Source organism: Flavicella sp. IMCC45668, assembly GCF_057219105.1.
This window is the reverse complement of the sequence record NZ_CM170114.1, coordinates 1,048,427-1,070,381: the sequence shown is the minus strand read 5'-3', so window position 1 is coordinate 1,070,381 and position 21,955 is coordinate 1,048,427. Positions and strand designations below refer to the sequence as shown.

The following is a 21,955-nucleotide window of genomic DNA, read 5'->3' as shown; positions in this document are numbered from 1 at the left end:
GGGGTTGTTTGATCAAAAAAAAGGGGTAAAGTGTTCATTTTTAGTGAGTATTACCGATTCTAAGGAAAAGCCAATAAAATATTTTAAATATTTATTTTAATTTATTCTAAATAAGTTTTGATAAATGTGATTGTTGTGTATCTTTGCGGCAAGAAAAAAAAACTATTTGTAATAAATCTAAATAAAAAGAAATGTACAAGCAATTAATCAAATCGAGTTTATTATGTGCAACGATCCTAATGTTCACATCATGTAAAGACGATGATAATGGATTAGGAAATGGAAATGGTGATTCTGATGTTGTAACAGATGTAAATGATATTGAATTTGGAGGAAGTGTTCCTAGTTCTTATTCATTTGAAAGAAATAATGAAACAACTATTAGTTTCAGTGGTCAAACAGCTCGTTTGGCAATGAATAAAGAAATTTTGAGTTATTTTTCTGTTACTTCAGGAAAGACAGCTATCGAAATTGAAGCAGCTTTTAATCACCAAGCTGGTGCCCAAGATTTTGTGGATGCTGGTAGTTTAGGGTTGAATGATTCTAGTAAAAATGTAAAAAGTAAGATTGCAGCTTCTGACGATTTGTTTGGAAATGATGCATTAGCAAAAGATGCTATTCAAGCTGTATTTTCATCATATATTACAAGTCAAGTTGCAGATGTAGTACCAAATAAAGGGAATACTGCAAGTGCAGGTAACGCCGGTATGATTGCAGATGGTAGCAGTACTCGTTATGTAAGTGCAAAAGGATTAGAGTATAATCAAGCTTTTGCAAAAGGTTCTATTGGAGCTTTAATAGTTGATCAGGTATTGAACAATTATTTGGGGACTACTCGTATTAATAATGAGGATTATATTTCAAAAAATGATGCAGAGACTTTAGAAGAAGGTAAAAATTATACTAAATACGAGCATCATTATGATGAAGCATTTGGATATGTTTACGGAGATCCGTCTGTAGATTTTGAAAGTCCAGTTAGTTATGAAAGTGATGCGTTTTTATTTAAATACATTACTAGAGTTGAATCAGATGCTGATTTTGCGGGTATTCAAGAGCAAATCTTCAAGGCGTTTAGAATTGGTAGAGCTGCAGTTGTAGCAAAAGATTACGATGCATTAAAAGATGCTGTAACTGTATTACAATACCAAATTTCTAAAGTGATTGGGGTTAGAGCGGTATATTATTTACAAGCGGGTAAAGCTGCATTAGCAAACCAAGACTTTGGGGGAGCATTTCATGATTTATCTGAAGGATACGGTTTTGTATATAGTTTACAATTTACAAGAAATCCTGCTACGGATGCACCTTACTTAAGTGCTTCAGAAGTGGATGCGTTGATTGCTAAATTAGAAGTAGGAAATGGGTTTTGGGATCTGACTGATGGAACAGTTTTAGACGAGGTTTCTAATGCGATTTCTGCAAAATTTGATTTTACTACAGCTCAAGCCGCAGAATAAATTGGATTAAAAAATATATAAAATAAAAGTGGTTGTCTGTTATTATAAGACAACCGCTTTTTATAAATTTGCAAACTCTTAATTGATAAAAAATTAATAAGATGAAAAATAGTATCTACCTTTTGGTTTTAACGTGTTTCTTCGCTTCTTGTAAGACAGATTCAAGTGTGGAAGACTGCACAAATGATTCTTTTAATAGAGGTGCTCTTTTGACTAATTGGGCAGATAATATCATCATTCCATCTTATGATTTATATGTAAGTGAATTAACGGATTTACAGATTGCTTCTGATGCATTTATTGCGAATCCGGATACTCAAAAATTGGAAACATTAAGGACTGAATGGTTGAATGTTTATAATACTTGGCAAAATGTGTCTATTTATGAAATTGGGCAAGCTGAGATATTGAGATTTAGAGATTACACAAATACTTATCCTTTGGAAGATGCCGTAGTTGAAAGTAATATTGCTTCAGGGAATTATAACTTGGCACTATCAACAAATATTGCAGCACAAGGTTTACCTGCATTGGATTATTTATTAAATGGTGTAGGGGCAACAGATACAGATATTGTTGCAAAATATAGTTCAGATCAAAATGCGGCTAATTATAAAAAGTATCTTTCTGATGTTGTTTCAAGATTAAAATCGATGGCTGTTTCAGTACAATCAGATTGGAAAGGAAGTTATAGAGGTATTTTTATTTCTAATGATTGTTCTTCATCCACTGCCTCTTTAGATAAATTGACAAATGATATGATTTTCAATTTAGAAAAAGTAACGAGAGCTGCGAAAATTGGAATTCCTATTGATTTTTTTGGTCAACCTCCTGTTATTGCACCTGAAAAAGTTGAGGCACTTTATAAGCAGAACGTTTCAAAAGAATTATTGATTGCTTCTATTGAAGCATCACAAGATTTATTCAATGGTAAATATTTGAATTCTGAAACGGAAGGAGAAAGCTTGAAATCGTATCTAGATGAGTTGCAAATTGAAGCTGGTGGAAAACTGTTAAGTACTGTAATCAATGATAGATACAATGCTGCAATTGCACAAGCAGAAACTTTGGATGATGATTTTTATATGGGAATTCAATCTAATAGAGATAAATATAAAATTACCAGAGATAAAATTCATAGTATTATAGAGGTATTAAAAACAAATATGATATCTGCTCTTGGAATTAAAGCGGATTACAATGATTCTGATGGTGATTAATAGTATCTAAAAAGAAAAATACAATAAGTTCAAAGGTTTTACTTTGAACTTTTTTTGCGTAAAAGAATGAACAAATTATTTAAATTAACAGTAAAACAAAGTATGCCCATAAAAAATATTTTAGGTGTTTTTTACGTATGGCTTATTATTGCTGGGAACGTTGTTTTTGCCCAAACAGAATTAAATGATATTGTTCTTAAAGTAAGGAATGTAGAGACAGGAGATGCAGTATCCTCTGCTCAAATATTTTTAAGTTCAGGTGAAGAACTTGGTATAACGGATAAGCACGGAGAGATCTGGGTAAATGGATTATCAGCAGGAAAAAAATATTTTGTAGTTTTCTCTTTTGAGTATGATGTTTTGGAAATAGAATCTGTAATAACAGAGAATACAAGAAACATTTCTTTTAGTTTAGTTCCTTTAGGTGAGGTTTTATCTGAAGTTGAGCTTGATTCTTATAAAAAGGAAATCTTTAATTTGAAAAGGTTAAAACCGGTTGAAGGGACTGCTATTTATGCAGGAAAAAAAACAGAAGTAATCTTAGTGGATCAAATTGCTGGTAATTTAGCAACTAATAATGCCAGACAAGTGATGGCTCAAGTTGTGGGGTTAAATATTTTTGATGCTGGTGATGGAGGATTGCAATTGAGTGTTGGTGGTAGGGGGTTAGACCCGAACAGAACTGCTAATTTTAATACCCGACAGAATGGGTATGATATTAGTGCTGATGTATTAGGATACCCTGAAAGTTATTATACTCCAGCTACAGAAGCTTTGTCTGAAATTCAAGTGATTAGAGGAGCTGCTTCATTACAATATGGAACACAATTTGGAGGATTGATCAATTTTAAATTGAAAGAACCTGTAAAAAGTAATGAAATAGAATTGGTTTCTAGAAATACGGTGGGCTCTTTTGGATTGTATACCAACTTTACAAGTTTGAGTGGAACCATAGGTAAGTTTAGTTACTATACCTATTATAATTTTAAAAGAGGAGATGGTTATCGTGCGAACTCTAATTTTGATTCACATAATTTTTTTGCTCACCTTGGATACCAATTCAATAAGAAAACAAAAATATCATTTGAGTCTACCTATTTAGAGTATTTGGCAAAGCAATCTGGTGGCTTGTCTGATGTACAATTTTTGAAAGATCCGAGACAAAGTAATAGAACCAGAAATTGGTTTGCTGTAAATTGGAATTTGTTGGCTTTAAAGGTTGAACATAAATTTACTGCCAAAACTGATTTTAGTTTGAATGTTTTTGGATTGAATGCGAGTAGAAAAGCTGTTGGGTTTGTTGCCAATTATAATTTTTCTCAACCGAATCCTTTTTTAGATGTTGATGAACAAGATAATGATGGTAACTTTCTTCATGAGAGGGATTTGTTGGTTGGACAGTTCCGAAATTGGGGAGCAGAAGCTCGTTTGTTGTCTCATTACGATATAAACGACAGAGAATCGGTATTCTTAATTGGTACCAAAATTTACAATGCAAATAACACCTCTCAACAAGGTCCAGGTAGCAAGGGAACGGATGCTGATTTTAGTTTTTATTCAGATCGATATCCATCGTATCCGAATCAATCTAATTTTAAGTATCCAAACTTTAATACAGCAGTTTTTGGAGAAAATATATTTAATATTTCAGACAGCTTTTCAGTTACGCCAGGATTTCGTTTTGAGTACATAAAAACGATCTCAAAGGGAGAATATTTAGATAACAATCAAGGAGAGTTTGTTCCTGATAACAGAACGTTTGATAGAAATATATTTTTGCTAGGTGTTGGGGCGAGTTATAAGCCAGATAACTATTTTGAATTGTATGGAAATGTTTCTCAAAACTATCGCTCCGTTACCTTTAGTGATATTCGTGTAACAAGCCCTTCTTTCTCTGTTGCAGAGGATATAAATGATGAAAAAGGATATACAAGTGATATAGGAGTACGTGGAAGGATTGGGAAATTAATATCCTATGATGCAAGTATTTTTGGTTTGTTGTATCAAGGGAAAATTGGAACCAATTTTGAAGATAGAAAAGGTTGGGTTCGTGATAATATAGGAGATGCCTTTATTTATGGAGTAGAATCGTTGTTTGATTTTAATTTAAGAAATATTTTTTGGGAAGATTATACTTATTTCAAGAGTAATATTTTTGTAAATACTGCATTTACAAATTCTTCTTATATAAAATCGGAATTCAATGGTGTGGAAGGGAAAAAAGTTGAATTTGTGCCTCTGGTAAATTTAAAAACAGGAACAAATTTTGGATATAAAAACTTTATGGTCGGTGTTCAATATACTTTTCTTTCTGAGCAATTTACAGATGTAACCAATGCGCCATATGATCCTAATAACGCAACAACCGTTGAAGGTGCGATACCAGCTTATGATATTTTGGACCTTTCTTTTTCGTATGTTTACAAAAAAATACGTGTAGAAACTGGAGTAACTAATTTATTGAATAATTCTTATTTTACTCGTAGAGCTACTGGATATCCAGGGCCTGGTATTATTACATCTGATCCTCGTGGTTATTATTTTACATTTGAATTTAAACTTTAAAAAAAGGTAAATATGAAATTTAACAAGAAAAACATTTTAAAAGTTATTGTTGCTTTATTGGTAATCATTCAGTTTTTTACGATTGATAAAATAACAACACCGGTTGATACGACTAAAGATTTTATGAGTGTAACAAATCCTCCAGCAAAGGTGGCTGAAATTATTAAAACTTCTTGTTACGATTGTCATTCAAACCAAACAAATTATCCTTGGTATACAAATATAGCACCTGTTTCTTGGTGGGTTGGTCATCATATTGAAGAAGGAAAAGAACATTTAAATTTTTCTAAATGGGCGGATTATTCTTATAAAAAAGCAGATCATAAATTAGAAGAATTTTATGAGGAAGTTGAGGAAGATGAAATGCCGTTGAGTTCATATACTATTTTGCATGGAGATGCAAAACTATCTGAAGAAGATAAAGAATTGCTGATTTCATGGGTGAAATCTTTAAGAAAATAATTAATAATTATTGATAGTTAAAAAGCCACTTGTATATTCAAGTGGCTTTTTTCATTGACAGTCATCGATAGAGGTAAATTTATGAGCTTAATTTAAATACTCAATCTTGAACAGTCAATGCTTAATCTAATGCATATTTTTTCAATGTTTTGTTCATATTTAATATGAATTGAGTTCCGGTAATTAAATCATCAATTTTTTCAATATTTTCGTCATTAAACTTTAGACAAATATCAATCAAAGGGTTGGTACACCATATTTTATTAGATACCTGTCCTTGGCATTCTGAACACATACAAGCTTCACCTGTGGTTTTGTTTTGAACAATATTTTTTAAATGTTCCAATTCTTGCATGCTTAAATAAAGACCTACCCGATCAATGATTAATTGCACTCCTTTGTCGTTGTTTTTATTGTCAAAATTTTTATAACTAGCGCCGTATTCGTTTTGATAAATTTTTTCCATTTTAATATATTATAGTTCTTTTTCAAGTTGTTCAATCCATTGATTGACACGATCATTGGTTTGGTTAGATTGCGTATCTTCGTCAATAGCAAGACCATAAAAATAGTCTGCATTCATTAAGGCTTTCGATTCTGTAAATTCATATCCTTCAGTTGGCCAATTTCCAATGAGTTTACCACCATTTTCTATCACAATTTCAGCAAGTATTCCAACCCCATCAATAAAATACTCACCATATCCTATTTGGTCGCCTAAACCGAATATAGCAACCTGTTTGTTAGAGAAGTTAATGGTTTTGAATTCGTCCAAAAATGATTCCCAGTCACTTTGTAAGTCGCCATCATACCAAGTGGAGAGTCCAAGAATTAAAAAATTGAACTTATAAAAGTCTTCAGCTTTAATATCAGTTACTTCAATTACATCCAATGGTGTTTTTGTCCATTTTTCAGAAATGAGATTTGATATTTCTTTGGTAATTCCTGTATCGGTGCCAAAAATAAGAGCACTAGTATCCGTAGTTTGTGTCATATTTAATAATTAAGAATGATTCTTAATAACAAATCTACAAACAAAATTCTATAAAGAATCTTTTATTTAGAATTATTTTAAATAAAATTTAATTTAAAGCTTAAAAATATTTTTAAAAGGCATTAATAAGTTCTGGAAGAAAGATTTGTAGTTTTTATTATCTTCTTTTCCAAGACCAAAAGTGATTCGTTTGATCTGTTGTGAGCGTATTAAAGTTCCAAACATCCAATCCCAAATAGCTAACCTAGAGCCTAAATTTTTATCAAAGTGTTTTGGGTTATCACTATGATGTACCTGATGTTGTAAAGGACTGATAAAAATATATTCTAAGAAATTAAAGAACTTTAACTGTACATGCGAGTGCCTTAAATTAGCCCCCCAAGTATAAAAGGCAAAACTAAATACATTAACGCCTAAGTAGGTCCATTTACTGATTTGATGTTCTGATAAATAATCAAAAAAACCAGTTGTAACTCCAAAAACCAGAATACCTTTTATGTTATTAGCTAAAAGTTCAATGGGGTGCAATCGATATTGTGTAAAGGGACTCATACTTGTGGCTGAATGATGAATTTTATGAAATTCCCATAGAAAAGGAATTTTATGAAACAACAAATGAATCACGTATGTCATAAAGTCATTAAGAATAGACAAACTTATGGTGTATAAAACTAAAGTTTGCGTTGTGGATAAACTAAAGGAAGCGTACCCGAAGGTTGTCAATAAAAAGTCATTTGTATTAAAAGCAAGCTTTAATCCAAAAAGTAAGAAAGGTGCGATTAAAACTAGTTTGAAAAAACTATTAAAGAGAATAAAGTAATAATCTACAAAGGCGGATTTACTTAACCACACTTTTTTGTTTAATACATATTGAATAAAAGTTTCTTTTTTTTTACTTTTCTGATATACATAAAAAGCAAGGGCTAAGGAGGTGAACAAATAGAAAATATACGTGCGTTTTCCTGGTGAGATTACGTAATTAATTACGAGCTGAAAACCATCATGTAAAAATTCGATTATTTCCTTGTATTCCATATTGCAAATTTACGACACAACTTTTGAAACTCAATTTTTATTTAGAGTAATTTTAAATAATGAGTTATTCAAATAGAAAGTCCACGTCGTTATTCGCATCCAATGCGTCAAAAGGCTCAATTTCAATTTTATCAAAAAAATGAACTATTAAATTTCTTTTAACTAGTTCCGTGTAATATTCATCTAATAGAGAAACTTTACATTCGTGATGTTCAATACCATTTGGTAAAAATGTAATTCTATCGATAGAGGTAAGCGTACATACAGCCGTATCGGTAGTTTTTAATTCTTTTATATTGAATAACATTAAATTTGTTTTATGATATTCTTTGAGCGTCATAATTTTTCCGTCATCATGTTGATGATCATGTTGATGGTCATGGTTATGATGGTGGTGTTTGTGGTCTTTACTCAAAATATTTGTTTATTTCGTTTTCAGATAAATTGTAATCTTTTACTTTAAAATGAGTTAAAATTTCTTCGATAGCATCGGTTTTAAATTTTAAGATGGCTTTGTTCAGGTCTTTTCCTGCTAAAAATTGCTTGAAGCAAGTGTTGTTGTCATTTTCCAATACTTCGTTGGCAATATTCATGGTTGCTCTGTATAAAACAATAAGTCTAAATTTTTTAGTTTTACTTTTTTTATCATACCCAAAACCAAGGATATAGTCGTTTCTGAATTCTGTTACTGTCATTTTTTTGTTGAAATATGAGTATTTCCTATTTTGAGTTTAATTCAATTAATTTTTCTAACAGAGCAATACATTTATATAATTCTGTTTTTTCAATGTATTCATTAGCTCGATGAGCTTGATCAATCGATCCAGGACCACAGATGATACTTTCTATTCCTGCAGCTGAAAATTGTCCTGCTTCTGCGGCATATGCCACTGTTCCAAGATTTTTATTTTCATTAATTTTTTTTAATATTTCTACAATTTCAGAAGTATTTTCTGTGTCTAGTGGAGGAACAGGAGGATGCTGTTCAATTGTTGAAATTTTGAAATCTGGATATCTGGTTTTTAACTCCGTTTCTCTTTCCAAACAAAACATTTTAAAGTCATCAAGGATGTCTTTTAAAGCGTCTTTTGGAATCACTCTAGCATCCCATGAGAAATGCGCTTTGTCTGCGATTACATTTGCTGCAATACCGCTATTCATTTTTCCTACATGGATAGAACTATGAGGAGGAGTAAATCTGTTATCAATACTTCCTGCTGCCACCAGAGATTTCATCTTTTCTTCCAACCATAAAATAAGTCTAGCTGATTCATGAATAGCGCTCACTTCCTTTAAAATACCACTGCTGTGGCCAGCAGAACCATTTACATGCGTATCATAAAGGCAGATTCCTTTATGTCCTATGATAGGTTGCATCATTGAAGGTTCACCGATAATAGCAAATTTTGGAGTTTCGCTATAATATTTTAGTAGGTGATCAATCAATGCAGGTGCTGCCAAACAACCTATTTCTTCATCATATGAAAAAGCAAAATATATTGGAGTTTGTAATTCTGTAGAGGTAAGTGTAGGTAATGAACTCAAACAACAGGCAAGAAACCCTTTCATGTCACAGGTTCCTCTACCATATAATTTACCATCATTAATATCAGTCAGTTCAAAAGGTGGCGTATTCCAATCTTGGCCTTCAACAGGCACTACATCCGTATGTCCTGAAAGGATAATTCCTCCATCAACAGCAGGGCCAATTCTGCAATGCAAAGAAGCCTTAGTGTGATTTTCATTATAGACCAATTCTGAATGAATATTGAAATCTGAGATGTAATTTTGAATCCAATGAATGATAGGCAGATTGTTTTCTCCTCCTAACACAGGAAAAGAAACTAATTCTTTAAGTATTTCTGAAACCGTACTGTTTTTTTGTGGCATGGAAATTAATTTTTACAAATGTATTGAAGTATCTTTACACGATATTTATTTTGTACAATTTTTTATGGAAAAGCAACCGAATAATCCAATTCACGGAAAACGATTAGACGTAATTTTAAAAGAGTTAGTGGAGTACTATGGATGGGACCATTTAGGTCATAAAATTAAGATAGGCTGTTTTAGAAATAATCCATCTATTGGATCAAGTCTTACTTTTTTGCGTCGTACGAATTGGGCAAAAAGTAAAGTGGAAGCTTTGTATATTGAAATGCACAACAAAAATAAAGAGGGTAATTAAAATTTTAATTAGGTAAGATGTTGTTTCCTATGAACTTAGTTTTAAGAAATCATTAAGGAATTTATTAGGCATTATGATGATGTATTACTAGAATAAAAAACGTATATTTGCACGCAATTAAATGATAAATTTATTGCACATGGCTACATCTAGAATTATCAATGAAGGATTAACATATGACGATGTACTTTTGGTACCGGCATATTCTGAAGTGTTACCAAACACGGTTAATATAGCTTCAAAATTCACAAGAAATATAACTTTAAATACTCCAATAATCTCAGCTGCGATGGATACAGTGACGGAGTCTTCTATGGCAATTGCTATGGCAAGAGAGGGAGGAATTGGTGTTTTGCATAAAAATATGTCTATTACAGAACAGGCATTGGAAGTGAAAAAAGTAAAACGTTCTGAAGCTGGTATGATTTTAGAACCGGTTACCATCAAAGCTGGAGAAACTGTATTAGATGCAAACAATTTAATGTTTGAACATAAAATTGGAGGAATACCTGTTATTAATGATGCAAATGAGTTGGTTGGTATTGTTACGAATCGTGATTTACGTTTTGAAAAAAATGATCAAAGGTTGATTTCAGAGGTAATGACTTCTCAGAATTTAATTACTGTAAAGGAAGGAACTTCGTTGAAAGAGGCTGAGGTTATTCTACAAGACAATAAAGTTGAAAAATTGCCTGTTGTTAGTAAAGAGAACAAATTGGTAGGGTTGATTACTTTTAGAGATATAATTAAGGTAAGAGAAAATCCAAGTGCTAATAAAGATGAATACGGAAGGTTGAGAGTTGCTGCTGCAATCGGTGTTACTCCTGACTGTGTAGATAGAGTTACGGCCTTAGTAGCTGAAGGTGTAGATGCAGTAGTTTTAGATTCTGCTCACGGACACTCTATTAATATATTAAACAAGCTTAAAGAAGTAAAAGCTAAGTTTCCAAATTTAGATGTTGTTGCCGGTAATATAGTTACTGAACAAGCAGCTTTAGATTTAGTTGCTGCTGGAGCTGATGCTGTTAAAGTTGGAATTGGACCAGGATCAATTTGTACAACAAGAGTTGTTGCGGGTGTTGGGTACCCTCAGTTATCAGCGGTAATGAATGTTGCAGATGCACTTAAAGGAACTGGCGTACCAGTTATTGCAGATGGAGGAATTCGTTATACGGGGGATATTCCTAAGGCAATCGCTGCTGGAGCAGATTCAATTATGTTAGGTTCATTGTTAGCCGGAACAAAAGAAGCCCCAGGTGAAGTGATCATCTTTAACGGGAGAAGATTTAAATCTTACCGTGGAATGGGCTCAGTAGAGGCAATGAAAAATGGTTCTAAAGATCGTTACTTTCAAGGAAAAGAAGATGATAGCTTAAAACTAGTTCCAGAAGGGATTGAAGGACGTGTGCCTTACAAAGGAGAGTTGTTTGCAACAATGCATCAATTTATTGGTGGTTTAAGAGCAGGGATGGGATATTGTGGTTCAGCTACTATAGAAGATCAGAAAAATAATTCGTCATTTGTGAAAATTACGGCATCAGGGATTGCAGAAAGTCATCCACATGATGTAACGATTACAAAAGAAGCTCCAAATTATTCTAGATAATAATTATAAAATAAAAAAGCCTTTCAATTTTTTGAAAGGCTTTTTTTTGTGCAATAATTTCTTAAAGTTTATCTCTTAAGAATTCTCCTGTGTACGATTTTTTATCTTTTATCATTTCTTCAGGTGTCCCAGAAAACAATAAATTACCTCCGTTTTTTCCGCCTGTTGGTCCTAAATCGATAATGTAGTCCGCGCATTTGATGAGTTCTATATTGTGTTCAATTAAAACAATGGAATGTCCTTTAGAAATCAATGCTTCAAGCGATGCTAACAGCTTTTTAATGTCATGAAAATGCAAGCCTGTTGTAGGCTCATCAAAAATAAATAGTGTTTTGTCTTTGGTAACTCCTTTGACTAAAAAGGATGCTAATTTTATTCTTTGTGCTTCTCCACCAGAGAGTGTTGATGAAGATTGTCCCAATTGTACATAACCCAATCCTACATCTAATAGAGGTTGAAGTTTCTGAACAATTTTTTTCTGGTGATAGTCTTCAAAAAATGAAATGGAATCTTCAATAGTCATATTAAGGATGTCATCTATGTTTTTATCCTTGAATTTTATTTCTAAGACTTCTTTCTTAAAGCGTTTTCCTTTACATTCATCACATTCTAGAAGTACATCAGCCATAAATTGCATTTCAATAGTAACTTCACCTTCCCCTTTACATTTTTCACAGCGTCCACCTTCCACATTGAAAGAGAAATGTTTTGGTTTGTAATTTCGGGCTTTTGATAAACTCTCATTTGCAAACAAACTTCTTATATCATCATAAGCTTTTATGTAGGTAACAGGATTTGATCTTGACGATCTACCGATAGGGTTTTGATCAATAAATTCTACACTTTTTAATCTATCAAAATCGCCATCAACAGAAGTGTGTTCTCCCATTTTTTCTCCATGTCCAATCAACCTTTTTTGTAGTGCTGGGTAAAGAATTTTCTTAACTAAGGTACTTTTACCACTACCGGAAACACCTGTGATTACAGTTAAGGTATTCAAAGGGATATCAACTGATATGTTTTTTAAGTTGTTTTCTCTTGCTCCTACAATCTGAATTTTTTTATTAGAAGTTCTTCTTTTGGATGGAATTTCTATTTTTAATTCTTCATTCAGATATTTGGCCGTTAATGATTCTGACTTTAGTATTTGATCAAAATTTCCTTCAGCAACAATATTTCCTCCATGCGTTCCTGCTTCCGGGCCAATATCTATAATATAATCCGCCTCTTTCATGATGTCTTCATCATGTTCCACAACAATCACGGTATTGCCAAGGTTTTTTAAGGATTTTAATACGTTAATAAGTCTTTCTGTGTCCTTAGGATGAAGTCCAATACTAGGCTCATCTAAAATATACATAGAACCAACAAGACTACTCCCAAGTGAAGTTGCTAAATTAATTCTCTGACTCTCTCCACCGGAAAGTGTGTTGGACGTTCGATTTAATGTGAGGTAGTTTAATCCAACGTTGTTCAAAAACGAAAGTCTGTTATTGATCTCAATAAGTAATCTTTTACCTATTTCTTTGTCATGTTTAGAAAGTTCTAGTTTCTTGAAAAAATCTGCCAGTTCATCAATAGGTAAGTCAACTAAATCAGAAATACTTTTTCCAGATATTTTTACATAATTTGTTTCCTTTCGCAAGCGTCTTCCATTGCATGATTTACATTTGCTTCTTCCTCTGTATCGAGATAAAAGTACTCTAAATTGAATTTTGTAGCTTTTGCTTTCTAGGTATTCAAAAAATTCATTCAATCCAATAAAGGAATTGGTTCCATTCCAAATTAAATCCTTTTGTTCTTCTGTTAATTCAAACCATGGTTTGTGGATAGGGATATCAAACTTGTATGCGTGATCAATCAATTGATCTTTATGCTTGATAAAAGACTCTGTTTTCCATGGAGCAATAGCATCTTCGTATATAGAAAGTGTAGTGTTAGGGATCACCAATTCTTCGTCTACGCCAATTGTACTTCCGTAACCTTCGCATTTAGGACAAGCACCGTAGGGGTTATTAAAGCTAAAAAAATGCGTATTGGGTTCTAAAAATGTCAACCCGTCTAATTCAAATTTATTACTAAAATTGATACTCTTTTTATCAGATAGGTTTTCTATTGAGCAAACACCTTTTCCTTCAAAAAATGCGGTTTGAATGGAGTCGGCTAATCGATTGTAGAAATCTTCTTCATGTTTAACAACAATTCTATCAATGACCAATTGAAGTTTATTAGAGTTAGCTACTTTGATTAATTTTTTTACATCGAATTTTTCTAAAAAAGTTTCATCTAATCTGGCAACTTCATCTTCCACTTTTATTCTAGCATACCCTTGCTGAGCAAGAAGTTTGATAACAATATCTGGGTCTTTTTCTTTATCAAAAATGATAGGGGAAAGTAATAATAACTTGGTTTTTTCTTCTAATGATTTTATGGATTCGATAACATCTGTTACCGTGTGTTTTTTAACTTCTTGGTTTGAAACAGGGGAGTAGGTTTTCCCTATTCTAGCGAAAAGTAATTTTAAGTAGTCAAAAATTTCTGTTGTTGTTCCTACTGTGGATCTGGGATTGGTACTGTTTACCTTTTGTTCAATCGCAATGGCAGGAGCTATTCCTTTTATGTATTCAACTTTTGGCTTGTGTAACTTTCCTAAAAATTGTCTAGCATAAGATGATAAACTTTCTACATATCTTCTTTGACCTTCAGCGTATAAGGTATCAAAAGCCAAGCTAGATTTTCCTGATCCAGATAAGCCGGTAATAACAACCAATTTGTTTCTAGGAATGGCTACATCAATATTTTTTAAATTATGTAGCTGAGCTCCTTTAATCAATATGTTTTTTTTAGGATCTAAGGAAGAAATATTTTTTGTCATTTGAAATAGAAATATGGAGTGTAAAATTAAGGATTCCTTTTTTATTTTCATGACTAGACTGGATGCATTTTAGAAGAGAAAAAGAAGATTTGATTAGTTATTTTATTCTTAACAATTGTTAAAATTTAGAAAATTTAACAGAATTGACTTGTTATTTTTGAATTAATACTACATATTTGTATACCTAATAACCACAAATCTAACTGCATATAGTATAAAACTACTTTTAAAATCTTAGTAATATCGTCTCTTGACGATTAATTTAAAAGGAAGAGTTATGCAGCGAGTTCATGTTTCAGATAGTACTTTAGTATCTAATTATATTAACGGGGATGAGAAATGCCTTGAAGTTTTGGTGGTGAAACACAAACAAAAACTTTTTGGGTTTATTTATTCTAAAGTAGGAGATAGACAATTAGCAGAGGATATTTTTCAGGATACTTTCATAAAAGTTATTCGTACCTTAAAAAAAGGGAGTTATAATGACGAGGGGAAATTTTTACCATGGGTAATGCGAATTGCACATAATTTGGTGATAGATTATTTTAGAAAATCCAATCGTTTACCAAAATTTAACAGAACTGATGAATTTGACATTTTTTCTGTGTTAAGTGACGATTCCAAAAATAAAGAATCTGAAATTATTCAAGAACAATTATATAGTCAGATCACTGGTTTGATTCAATATTTACCAAAAGATCAAAGGGAAGTTTTGAATATGAGGATTTATAATGAATTAAGTTTTAAAGAAATTTCTGAGAATACCGGTGCAAGTATCAATACCGTGTTGGGGAGAATGAGGTATGCTTTGATTAATATGAGGAAGTTGGTAGATCAAAAAGATATTATTTTGACAAATTGATATAATATATTGTAAAAATGTGCGTTGTGTATTGTATAACCCTTAAACTATATACATGACAAAAGATTACACAGAAGAAAAAATTAACAAAGACCCTAAGATGCCGTCGGATCAATCCATTGAGTTTATTTTGAATTATTCAAAATCGTTACATTTTTTGAAGTTAAAAAAAACTGAAGATCAAGTGGAATTAAATTTAAATTAGTAAAAAAAAACTTCTAAGAAATTAGAAGGTTTTTTTTGTTTAAAGTTTTCTGAGCCAAATGTTTCGATAACTCACGGGTGAACCATGATCTTGAAGCATGATTGGAGCATCGCCATGAGATTTGTATTCAGGGATGCCAATATATTTTGTAGGTCCCAATAATTCAAAATGGTCAATGGTTAAAATTCCATTATGTAAAACGGTAATGGTTGCTGCTGATTTTAAGGATTCATCTTTATTAAATACAGGAGCGTGGTAGATAATATCATAGGTGTTCCATTCACCAGTAGGAACAGAAGCTTTTGCTAGAGGAATGGTTTGTTTATAAATACTTGATACTTGACCGTTTGAGTATGTAGGATTGTCATTGTTATCTAAAACCTGAACTTCGTATCTACCTTGAATAAAAACTCCACTATTACCACGTTGTTGACCTTTTCGCTTTGCATCTAAATCTGGAGATTTCCATTCTAAATGTAGCTGCATACTGCCAAAATTATCTTTTGTTTTAATACTTCCCCCTCCTTTGTTTTTCCCAACAATTGTCATAGAACCATCGTTATTGATTTTCCAGTTAGCTTGCTTAGATGTTTTTGCATTTACCCATTGGTCTAAGTTTGTTCCATTAAATAAAACAATGGCATCACTTGGCGCTTGATTGTTTTGGTAAGTTGTAACTACTGGTGGAATAGGGACCCAGACTTCAGTGTCTTTCGGACTCATTTTTTTAGTTTTATCCTGTGCGTAACTTAACGTGGATAATATGCTCAAACCAATGAATAATACTTTTCTCATAATTTATATTCCTAAAATGTTTTTTAGTTGTTGTTTGTCTGTTTCTGAACCAGCAAAATCGTCAAAAGTTTTTCCTGTAGATTCAATAATATGTTTTTGAATAAAAGGAGCTCCTTCCCGAGCACCTTGTTCTGGAGATTTAAGGCAACATTCCCATTCCATAACTGCCCAAACATCGCATTCGTATTTGGTAAGTTTAGAAAAAATACCTTTGAAATCAACTTGGCCATCACCTAAAGATCTAAATCTTCCTGGTCTTTCTTTCCAATCTTGATATCCTCCATAGATTCCACTTTTTCCAGAAGGAAGGAATTCAGCATCTTTTACATGAAACATTTTTATAAATTCATGGTAGTAATCAATGAATTTTAAATAATCCAATTGTTGCAGTACATAGTGGCTTGGATCGTATAACATATTCACTCTTTTGTGATTGTTTGTTGCTTCTAAAAAACGTTCAAAAGTAACACCATCATGCAGGTCCTCACCAGGATGGATTTCATAACAAACATCCACACCTTGATCTTCAAAATGATTAAGAATTGGTAGCCATCTTTTAGCTAATTCTTCAAACCCCATTTCTACAAGTCCGTTTGGACGCTGTGGCCATGGATATACAGTATGCCAGAGCAAAGAACCTGAAAAAGTTGCATGTGCATTAATGCCTAGGTGTTTACTAGCGGTACCCGAGTCTTTTAATTGCTGAACGGCCCATTCTGTTCTTTTTTTTGGGTTATTTTTGCAATCATCTGGTGCAAAACCATCAAACATAAGATCATATGCTGGATGTACCGCAACAAGTTGGCCTTGTAAATGTGATGCTAGTTCGGTAATTTCTAATCCGTAGGAGTTTACAAGACCTTTTAAGTCATCGCAGTAAGTTTTGCTTTTAGCAGCCTTGTTTACATCTATCAGTCTTGTGTCCCATGAAGGGATTTGTATTCCTTTATATCCTAGTTGAGAGGCCCATTTACACATTCCTTCGAGGTTGTTAAATGGGGCATTATCTCCAGCGAATTGCGCTAAAAATACGGCAGGTCCTTTAATTGTACTCATGTTTTGTGGCTATTTTATAATTGTTATTTGATTGAATTTATAGTTTTGTCCAGCTCGAATTTTCATTACTGCTTTTTACAGCAGCATAAATGAATTTCATTCCTCTGATTCCATCTTCTACGGTTGGGAAATCTGGATTTTCAGAAGTGTTACCATTTTCCAGTGCTAGTAAATGATTTGAGAAGTTTTTATATACCGTGGCAAAAGCTTCTAGGTATCCTTCTGGGTGTCCTGCCGGAATTCTAGAAACATGTAAGGCTTCTGGATACAGTCCGTTTCCATTAGGGGTGTAGGTTTTAACGGGTTCATCTAACCATTTTGTAATCAATTGATTTGGGTTTTCTTGATGCCATTCTAAACTTCCTTTTTCCCCATAGACCTTAATGGCAAGGTTATTTTCTTCACCTACTGCAATTTGAGATATGGATAACGTTCCTTTGGCTCCATTTTCAAGTCTTAAAAGAATATTTCCATCATCATCTAAAGTTCTTCCTTTACCAAAGATACCTAGGTCAGCTGCGATTTCATCTATTTTGAGGTCAGTAATATATTCAGTAAGGTTTTCTGCATGTGTTCCAATATCACCAAGAGCTCCTCCAATTCCTGATCTTTTAGGATCTACGCGCCAGGCTGCTTGTTTCTGTCCTGTTTCTTCAAGAGAGGTAGCAAGCCATCCTTGAAGGTATTGTACTTGTACCTTTCTGATTTTACCTAAATCTCCATTTTTCACCATTGCTCTAGCTTGTTTTACCATAGAGTTACCTGTGTAATTATGTGTAAGAGCGAATGTTTTACCAGATTTTTGGATCACGGATTTTAACTCAATAGCTTCTTCAAGAGTAAGTGTTATTGGTTTGTCACAAATCACGTTGAATCCATTTTCTAATGCAAGTTTAGCCGGTGGGAAATGCATATGATTCGGTGTTACAATAGCAACAAAATCCATTCGTATGTCTTTAGGAAGTGATTTTTCTTTAAGAATCATCTCTTCAAAATTAGCATAACATCTATCCTCTGGTAATAACAAGTCTTTTCCCGAAGCGATTGATTTTTCAGCTGTGCTGCTAAATGCTCCACAAACCAATTCTATCATGCCATCAATTGAGGCAGCTTTTCTATGTACATCTCCGATGAAAGAACCAGTTCCTCCACCAATCATACCCATTCTTAATTTTCTAGTCATTATAAATATTTAAATTTTAGCAATTTCTTTTTTCTTCATGTAAAAGTTTAATCCAATAAAACAAACAATTAATATTGCTGGTAAAATAGACATTGTTCTTAATGCTTCACTTGCATCTGCGTTATCCATTAGTTTACCCATAATTGGTAATACTATAGATACAGATAACATTCCTGCTCCTCCCATGATTGAAAGTCCTAATGCTCCAGTTTCAGGTAGGTATTCGGCTACAAAACCAAGCATTGTTGGCCAAAAGAAAGTAACACCTACAGCAAATACTGCTGCTGCAACAAAGGTCATTCCTCCAGTTGTAATAGTTAACAACCATAGTCCTGCTAAAGTAAAAATTGCTGAATATAAAAGCATTCCAGCGGGTTTTAGTTTATGTACTACTTGACCAGCTGAAAGTCGACCTAGAGCCATTATCCCATTGATAAAGGCAAGAACTAGAAGAGGAGATTCTACAGAAGTCTTTAATAAAGATTCAATTCTTTGTGTTGTTCCTAATTCCGATGCAGCTGTTAAAAACATACAAAATACCATAAACAAGAATAAAGGTTTTCCTAAACTAGCAACCATTTTTTCTTTGCTTATTCCTAATTGTACTCTTTCTGTTAAAGGGAAATTTTGACCATAGAATAAAACTCCATAAATAATTACAGGAATAAATAAGACAGATACCATTGCTTGCCATCCTAGTCCCATGACATCCATAATGATGTATCCAGCCAGTGATCCTATTACAATCCCTCCAGGAAACCATACATGGAATCGGTTCAACATTTTCGTTTTATTTTCTGAGTACATGGATGCAATCATTGGATTTAAGGCAGCTTCTACCATTCCATTTCCAATTCCTACAAATAAAGTTGCAATAAATAATGAAGTCATTGATGTTGCTAATAATGTCCAAACAATTCCAATGGCATGAGTCACAAAAGCGATCCAAGTAATCTTTTTAATTCCTAAGGTGTCTACAAGTGGCCCTCCTATGATCATTGCCAAAGTAAATCCCCAAAATGCAGGGGTAAATGCATACCCAATTTGCTCTAATGTTAAACCAACCCCTTCCGGACCGAACACAGTCTCAAGACGAGCCCTTATGGCAAATGTCATGGCTGTAGTAATTAAAGCAAGGCAGCTTGCAAGAAATAATCTGTTTTTATTGATAGTTTCCATGGTGTGATAATTTTGGTTTTATGCTAGTTGCCCAGCTTTTATTAATAAGTTTTTTGTTAGTTCAATTCCTTTGAGCTCTTCATGTTGATTGCCTTCATATTCGATGCCTATAAATCCACGATAGTCAGATGTTTTAACCATTTTCATGATTTTGTAATAGTCAATGTTTTTTTCATCACCATTGTCTAAAAAAGTTCTGGATTTTGCGCTTACAGCTTTGGCAAACGGAAGTAGTTGCTTCATTCCAGTGTATCGATCGTATGTATCGATGCATTCTTTTTGTTTATTTCTACGTATGCAAAAATTACCAAAATCGGGTAAGGTTCCACAATTGTTGTTTTGAATTTGTGAAAATACTTGCTGCATCCAATACCCATCAGAAGATAGTCCGCCGTGGTTTTCAACGAGTACATTAATATTCGCCGCAGAGGCATATTCTGATAGTTTGGTTAGGGAGTCAATGCCTGCTTTAGCAACTTCTTCAGGAGAACCGTTTCCTCTTAAATTTACTCGAATAGCATGACAACCAAGGTAATGTGCTGCATCCACCCATTTATAATGGTTTTCAATGGTTTGAATTCTTTTATTTTGATCCTTATCAGCGATAGAGCCTTCTCTATCGATCATGATCAAAACGTTTTCAACACCCTCATTGTTTGCTCTAGTATTCATTTCATTTAAGTATGCTTTATTCTTTGCTTTTTCAAAGAAAAAACTATTTACATACTCCAATCCCACACAGCCAGTTTTTTTAGCAATAGCTGCAAAATCTAAATGGTCAATTTTTTTGGAAAATAACGATTTATGTAAAGACCATTGTGCCAAGGAAATTTTGAAAAATAATTCTTGTTCCTTTGAATCGCAGGCAGAATTAAGTCCTAACATGGACAATGCAAAACTTGCTTGAGTTGTTTTGGTAATAAATTCTCTCCTTTTCATAATTTTTAGTGGTCAAACAAAGCTATGCAATAGAATTGTTTTCTGTGTTTGTATTTAGTCAGTGAAAGAATTTAAACATTTTAGTTGTTGTTAGATTCTCTGGTTTTGAATTCATTTGGCGAGCATTTTTCATACTTTTTAAAAACTGTTGAGAAATATTGGCTGGTAGTGAATCCGCAGATGTAGGCGGTTTCTGCAACCGTTAGATTAGGCTTCTCAAGTAAAATGGTTTTTGAGAGTTCTAGTCTTCTAATAGTCAAGTATCTCATTGGGGTTAGGTTTGTAAGTTGTTTGCAATGGTGGGTAAATCTAGTGAGTCCGACACCGGCAGATTTAGCCATTTTTTCGATAGTCCATTCTTCTGACAGGTTGTTTTCAAGTTCGCTTAGGAATAAACTGACAGATCTTGAGCTGTCGGTTAGAGTTTCGTTTAGTACAACATCTCCTGTGTCTAGGAGGTCTAATAAGAGTATTAATAGGTAATTGATTAAGAGTCTGATTCTGGAGGCGTTACTTCCGTTTTTGTCGGTGTTTACAGCGTTGTTTATTCTTGAAAAACAGCTTCTTACTCGTTGGTCGGTTTTCCATATTGATTTTTCATTTTGGCGAAGAATTTGCGTAAGACGTGCAAGGTCATCGGGTGTCATACTAATCCATTCTGGCCATTCCCATTCTTGGTGCGGTCTCCTTACGCCAAGGTCAATGATCACCCAGTAGAATTTACCCATTCCTACATTTGGATTTCCTACTTTGTGTGCTTCCCAAGGTCTTGTGATTGTGAGGTGGTCAGGTGTAAGTATTGTTTCTTTGCCTTCCTGAGCGTAAGGCATAGAGCCAGATTCTAGGAAATGGATTTCAATTCCTTCGTTCCTGTGCCAATCGAGTCCCCAGTCTTGCGGTTTGTTAGCGTCCCAATAGCCAATACTGTTAAGTCCGAGTGTGTTGTTGTCTAAGCGATCTCCTGGGTAAGAGTGTCGTGCCAGAGCTTTGAACTTTAGTTTTTTGCGATTAAAGGCATCTGTTAAGGGTAGGCAGGTGTCTGCATGGTATACGATACCATCTGCTTCGTAGGGTTGGATTTTCTGTTTAGAATAAGTCACTGAAGTAATTTGAACATTATTACTGTGCAAAATAGTTAATTTAGACGAATAGATGTTGTAATTACGTTTATTTTTTGTTTCAACACGTTTTTTCGGTTTAACCGATCGAGAACTAATCTTAAATAAATTCTGGTAAGGGAGGAAAGTATCATGTACGATTCTATTTTTTGTTAGTACAAGAATCTTAGGACGTTAGGAGATAATGGAATTATGTGATTTCGGAGTTTAATA

Annotated in this window: 21 protein-coding genes; 8 read left to right on the top strand and 13 right to left on the bottom strand. The window is 33.3% G+C overall.

The annotated features are described in order from the left end of the window. The first annotated feature begins 191 nt into the window (after positions 1-191). The 4 genes from AC2DZ0_RS05030 (at position 192) to AC2DZ0_RS05015 (ending at position 5,707) form a co-directional block, all read left to right on the top strand. On the top strand, positions 192-1,460 hold the full coding sequence (locus tag AC2DZ0_RS05030) for a DUF4856 domain-containing protein (protein WP_484644081.1): 1,269 nt from the start codon (positions 192-194) through the stop codon (positions 1,458-1,460). A gap of 101 nt (positions 1,461-1,561) precedes the next feature. Then, positions 1,562-2,680, top strand: coding sequence for an imelysin family protein (locus AC2DZ0_RS05025; protein ID WP_484644079.1), 1,119 nt, complete (start codon positions 1,562-1,564; stop codon positions 2,678-2,680). 66 nt (positions 2,681-2,746) lie between these two features. Continuing rightward, entirely contained in the window at positions 2,747-5,245 is a 2,499-nt protein-coding gene (locus AC2DZ0_RS05020) for a TonB-dependent receptor family protein (protein ID WP_484644078.1), read from the top strand. 12 nt (positions 5,246-5,257) lie between these two features. Further along, positions 5,258-5,707, top strand: a complete 450-nt coding sequence (locus AC2DZ0_RS05015) for a heme-binding domain-containing protein (RefSeq protein ID WP_484644076.1) — start codon at positions 5,258-5,260, stop codon at positions 5,705-5,707. Between the two features lie 121 nt (positions 5,708-5,828). Here AC2DZ0_RS05015 and AC2DZ0_RS05010 read toward each other — a convergent pair whose 3' ends face one another. From AC2DZ0_RS05010 to argE, 6 genes are all read right to left on the bottom strand, one after another. Beyond that, positions 5,829-6,173, bottom strand: coding sequence for a hypothetical protein (locus AC2DZ0_RS05010; protein WP_484644074.1), 345 nt, complete (start codon positions 6,171-6,173; stop codon positions 5,829-5,831). A 9-nt stretch (positions 6,174-6,182) separates the two neighbouring features. Next, a complete protein-coding gene (locus AC2DZ0_RS05005) occupies positions 6,183-6,701 on the bottom strand; it encodes a flavodoxin (RefSeq protein ID WP_484644072.1) in 519 nt (172 codons plus the stop codon). A gap of 93 nt (positions 6,702-6,794) precedes the next feature. Continuing rightward, complete coding sequence (locus AC2DZ0_RS05000; RefSeq protein WP_484644070.1) at positions 6,795-7,736, bottom strand: sterol desaturase family protein; 942 nt, start codon at positions 7,734-7,736, stop codon at positions 6,795-6,797. Between the two features lie 64 nt (positions 7,737-7,800). Then, positions 7,801-8,151 carry a hypothetical protein gene (locus AC2DZ0_RS04995; protein WP_484491919.1) on the bottom strand — a complete coding sequence of 117 codons (351 nt, stop codon included), beginning with the start codon at positions 8,149-8,151 and terminating at the stop codon, positions 7,801-7,803. After that, the gene (locus AC2DZ0_RS04990; protein ID WP_484644068.1) at positions 8,144-8,431 is read right to left on the bottom strand and encodes a hypothetical protein; all 288 of its coding nucleotides are present in this window, start codon (positions 8,429-8,431) and stop codon (positions 8,144-8,146) included. The genes AC2DZ0_RS04995 and AC2DZ0_RS04990 overlap by 8 nt, the downstream gene beginning before the upstream one ends. A 25-nt stretch (positions 8,432-8,456) precedes the next feature. Then, the gene (gene argE / locus AC2DZ0_RS04985) at positions 8,457-9,626 is read right to left on the bottom strand and encodes an acetylornithine deacetylase (RefSeq protein ID WP_484644067.1); all 1,170 of its coding nucleotides are present in this window, start codon (positions 9,624-9,626) and stop codon (positions 8,457-8,459) included. A gap of 64 nt (positions 9,627-9,690) precedes the next feature. Between argE and AC2DZ0_RS04980 the strand changes: the two genes are divergently transcribed. Next, the gene (locus tag AC2DZ0_RS04980) at positions 9,691-9,924 is read left to right on the top strand and encodes a VF530 family protein (RefSeq protein WP_484491916.1); all 234 of its coding nucleotides are present in this window, start codon (positions 9,691-9,693) and stop codon (positions 9,922-9,924) included. Positions 9,925-10,063: 139 nt separating this feature from the next. After that, positions 10,064-11,530, top strand: a complete 1,467-nt coding sequence (guaB, locus tag AC2DZ0_RS04975) for an IMP dehydrogenase (protein WP_484644065.1) — start codon at positions 10,064-10,066, stop codon at positions 11,528-11,530. Between the two features lie 61 nt (positions 11,531-11,591). Here guaB and uvrA read toward each other — a convergent pair whose 3' ends face one another. Next, positions 11,592-14,405 carry an excinuclease ABC subunit UvrA gene (gene uvrA / locus AC2DZ0_RS04970; protein WP_484644063.1) on the bottom strand — a complete coding sequence of 938 codons (2,814 nt, stop codon included), beginning with the start codon at positions 14,403-14,405 and terminating at the stop codon, positions 11,592-11,594. 277 nt (positions 14,406-14,682) lie between these two features. Here uvrA and AC2DZ0_RS04965 point away from each other — a divergent pair, with 277 nt between their 5' ends. Beyond that, positions 14,683-15,267 carry an RNA polymerase sigma factor gene (locus tag AC2DZ0_RS04965; RefSeq protein ID WP_484644061.1) on the top strand — a complete coding sequence of 195 codons (585 nt, stop codon included), beginning with the start codon at positions 14,683-14,685 and terminating at the stop codon, positions 15,265-15,267. Between the two features lie 55 nt (positions 15,268-15,322). After that, positions 15,323-15,472 carry a hypothetical protein gene (locus AC2DZ0_RS04960; RefSeq protein WP_484644059.1) on the top strand — a complete coding sequence of 50 codons (150 nt, stop codon included), beginning with the start codon at positions 15,323-15,325 and terminating at the stop codon, positions 15,470-15,472. 39 nt (positions 15,473-15,511) lie between these two features. Here the strand turns inward: AC2DZ0_RS04960 and AC2DZ0_RS04955 are convergent, their stop codons facing one another. The 6 genes from AC2DZ0_RS04955 to AC2DZ0_RS04930 all read right to left on the bottom strand — a co-directional run bounded on the left by AC2DZ0_RS04955 (position 15,512) and on the right by AC2DZ0_RS04930 (position 21,754). After that, the gene (locus AC2DZ0_RS04955; protein WP_484644057.1) at positions 15,512-16,267 is read right to left on the bottom strand and encodes a 3-keto-disaccharide hydrolase; all 756 of its coding nucleotides are present in this window, start codon (positions 16,265-16,267) and stop codon (positions 15,512-15,514) included. Positions 16,268-16,270: 3 nt separating this feature from the next. Continuing rightward, positions 16,271-17,323: a sugar phosphate isomerase/epimerase family protein gene (locus AC2DZ0_RS04950; protein ID WP_484644055.1), complete on the bottom strand. Its 1,053-nt coding sequence runs from the start codon at positions 17,321-17,323 to the stop codon at positions 16,271-16,273. Between the two features lie 37 nt (positions 17,324-17,360). Further along, positions 17,361-18,506 (bottom strand): Gfo/Idh/MocA family protein, encoded by a 1,146-nt coding sequence (locus AC2DZ0_RS04945; protein ID WP_484644053.1) that lies wholly within the window; start codon positions 18,504-18,506, stop codon positions 17,361-17,363. A gap of 9 nt (positions 18,507-18,515) precedes the next feature. Next, a complete protein-coding gene (locus AC2DZ0_RS04940; RefSeq protein ID WP_484644051.1) occupies positions 18,516-19,685 on the bottom strand; it encodes an MFS transporter in 1,170 nt (389 codons plus the stop codon). Between the two features lie 18 nt (positions 19,686-19,703). Further along, positions 19,704-20,624 carry a sugar phosphate isomerase/epimerase family protein gene (locus AC2DZ0_RS04935; RefSeq protein ID WP_484644049.1) on the bottom strand — a complete coding sequence of 307 codons (921 nt, stop codon included), beginning with the start codon at positions 20,622-20,624 and terminating at the stop codon, positions 19,704-19,706. 80 nt (positions 20,625-20,704) lie between these two features. Further along, positions 20,705-21,754 (bottom strand): AraC family transcriptional regulator, encoded by a 1,050-nt coding sequence (locus AC2DZ0_RS04930; protein ID WP_484644047.1) that lies wholly within the window; start codon positions 21,752-21,754, stop codon positions 20,705-20,707. Between the last annotated feature and the right edge of the window lie 201 nt (positions 21,755-21,955).

Excerpts from the sequence above, each read along its gene's own strand:
- AC2DZ0_RS05030 (WP_484644081.1), top strand. The coding sequence starts at position 192 with ATGTACAAGCAATTAATCAAATCGAGTTTATTATGTGCAACGATCCTA.
- AC2DZ0_RS05025 (WP_484644079.1), top strand. The coding sequence starts at position 1,562 with ATGAAAAATAGTATCTACCTTTTGGTTTTAACGTGTTTCTTCGCTTCT.
- AC2DZ0_RS05020 (WP_484644078.1), top strand. The coding sequence starts at position 2,747 with ATGAACAAATTATTTAAATTAACAGTAAAACAAAGTATGCCCATAAAA.
- AC2DZ0_RS05015 (WP_484644076.1), top strand. The coding sequence starts at position 5,258 with ATGAAATTTAACAAGAAAAACATTTTAAAAGTTATTGTTGCTTTATTG.
- AC2DZ0_RS05010 (WP_484644074.1), bottom strand. The coding sequence starts at position 6,173 with ATGGAAAAAATTTATCAAAACGAATACGGCGCTAGTTATAAAAATTTT.
- AC2DZ0_RS05005 (WP_484644072.1), bottom strand. The coding sequence starts at position 6,701 with ATGACACAAACTACGGATACTAGTGCTCTTATTTTTGGCACCGATACA.
- AC2DZ0_RS05000 (WP_484644070.1), bottom strand. The coding sequence starts at position 7,736 with ATGGAATACAAGGAAATAATCGAATTTTTACATGATGGTTTTCAGCTC.
- AC2DZ0_RS04990 (WP_484644068.1), bottom strand. The coding sequence starts at position 8,431 with ATGACAGTAACAGAATTCAGAAACGACTATATCCTTGGTTTTGGGTAT.
- argE (WP_484644067.1), bottom strand. The coding sequence starts at position 9,626 with ATGCCACAAAAAAACAGTACGGTTTCAGAAATACTTAAAGAATTAGTT.
- AC2DZ0_RS04980 (WP_484491916.1), top strand. The coding sequence starts at position 9,691 with ATGGAAAAGCAACCGAATAATCCAATTCACGGAAAACGATTAGACGTA.
- guaB (WP_484644065.1), top strand. The coding sequence starts at position 10,064 with ATGGCTACATCTAGAATTATCAATGAAGGATTAACATATGACGATGTA.
- uvrA (WP_484644063.1), bottom strand. The coding sequence starts at position 14,405 with ATGACAAAAAATATTTCTTCCTTAGATCCTAAAAAAAACATATTGATT.
- AC2DZ0_RS04965 (WP_484644061.1), top strand. The coding sequence starts at position 14,683 with ATGCAGCGAGTTCATGTTTCAGATAGTACTTTAGTATCTAATTATATT.
- AC2DZ0_RS04960 (WP_484644059.1), top strand. The coding sequence starts at position 15,323 with ATGACAAAAGATTACACAGAAGAAAAAATTAACAAAGACCCTAAGATG.
- AC2DZ0_RS04955 (WP_484644057.1), bottom strand. The coding sequence starts at position 16,267 with ATGAGAAAAGTATTATTCATTGGTTTGAGCATATTATCCACGTTAAGT.
- AC2DZ0_RS04950 (WP_484644055.1), bottom strand. The coding sequence starts at position 17,323 with ATGAGTACAATTAAAGGACCTGCCGTATTTTTAGCGCAATTCGCTGGA.
- AC2DZ0_RS04945 (WP_484644053.1), bottom strand. The coding sequence starts at position 18,506 with ATGACTAGAAAATTAAGAATGGGTATGATTGGTGGAGGAACTGGTTCT.
- AC2DZ0_RS04940 (WP_484644051.1), bottom strand. The coding sequence starts at position 19,685 with ATGGAAACTATCAATAAAAACAGATTATTTCTTGCAAGCTGCCTTGCT.
- AC2DZ0_RS04935 (WP_484644049.1), bottom strand. The coding sequence starts at position 20,624 with ATGAAAAGGAGAGAATTTATTACCAAAACAACTCAAGCAAGTTTTGCA.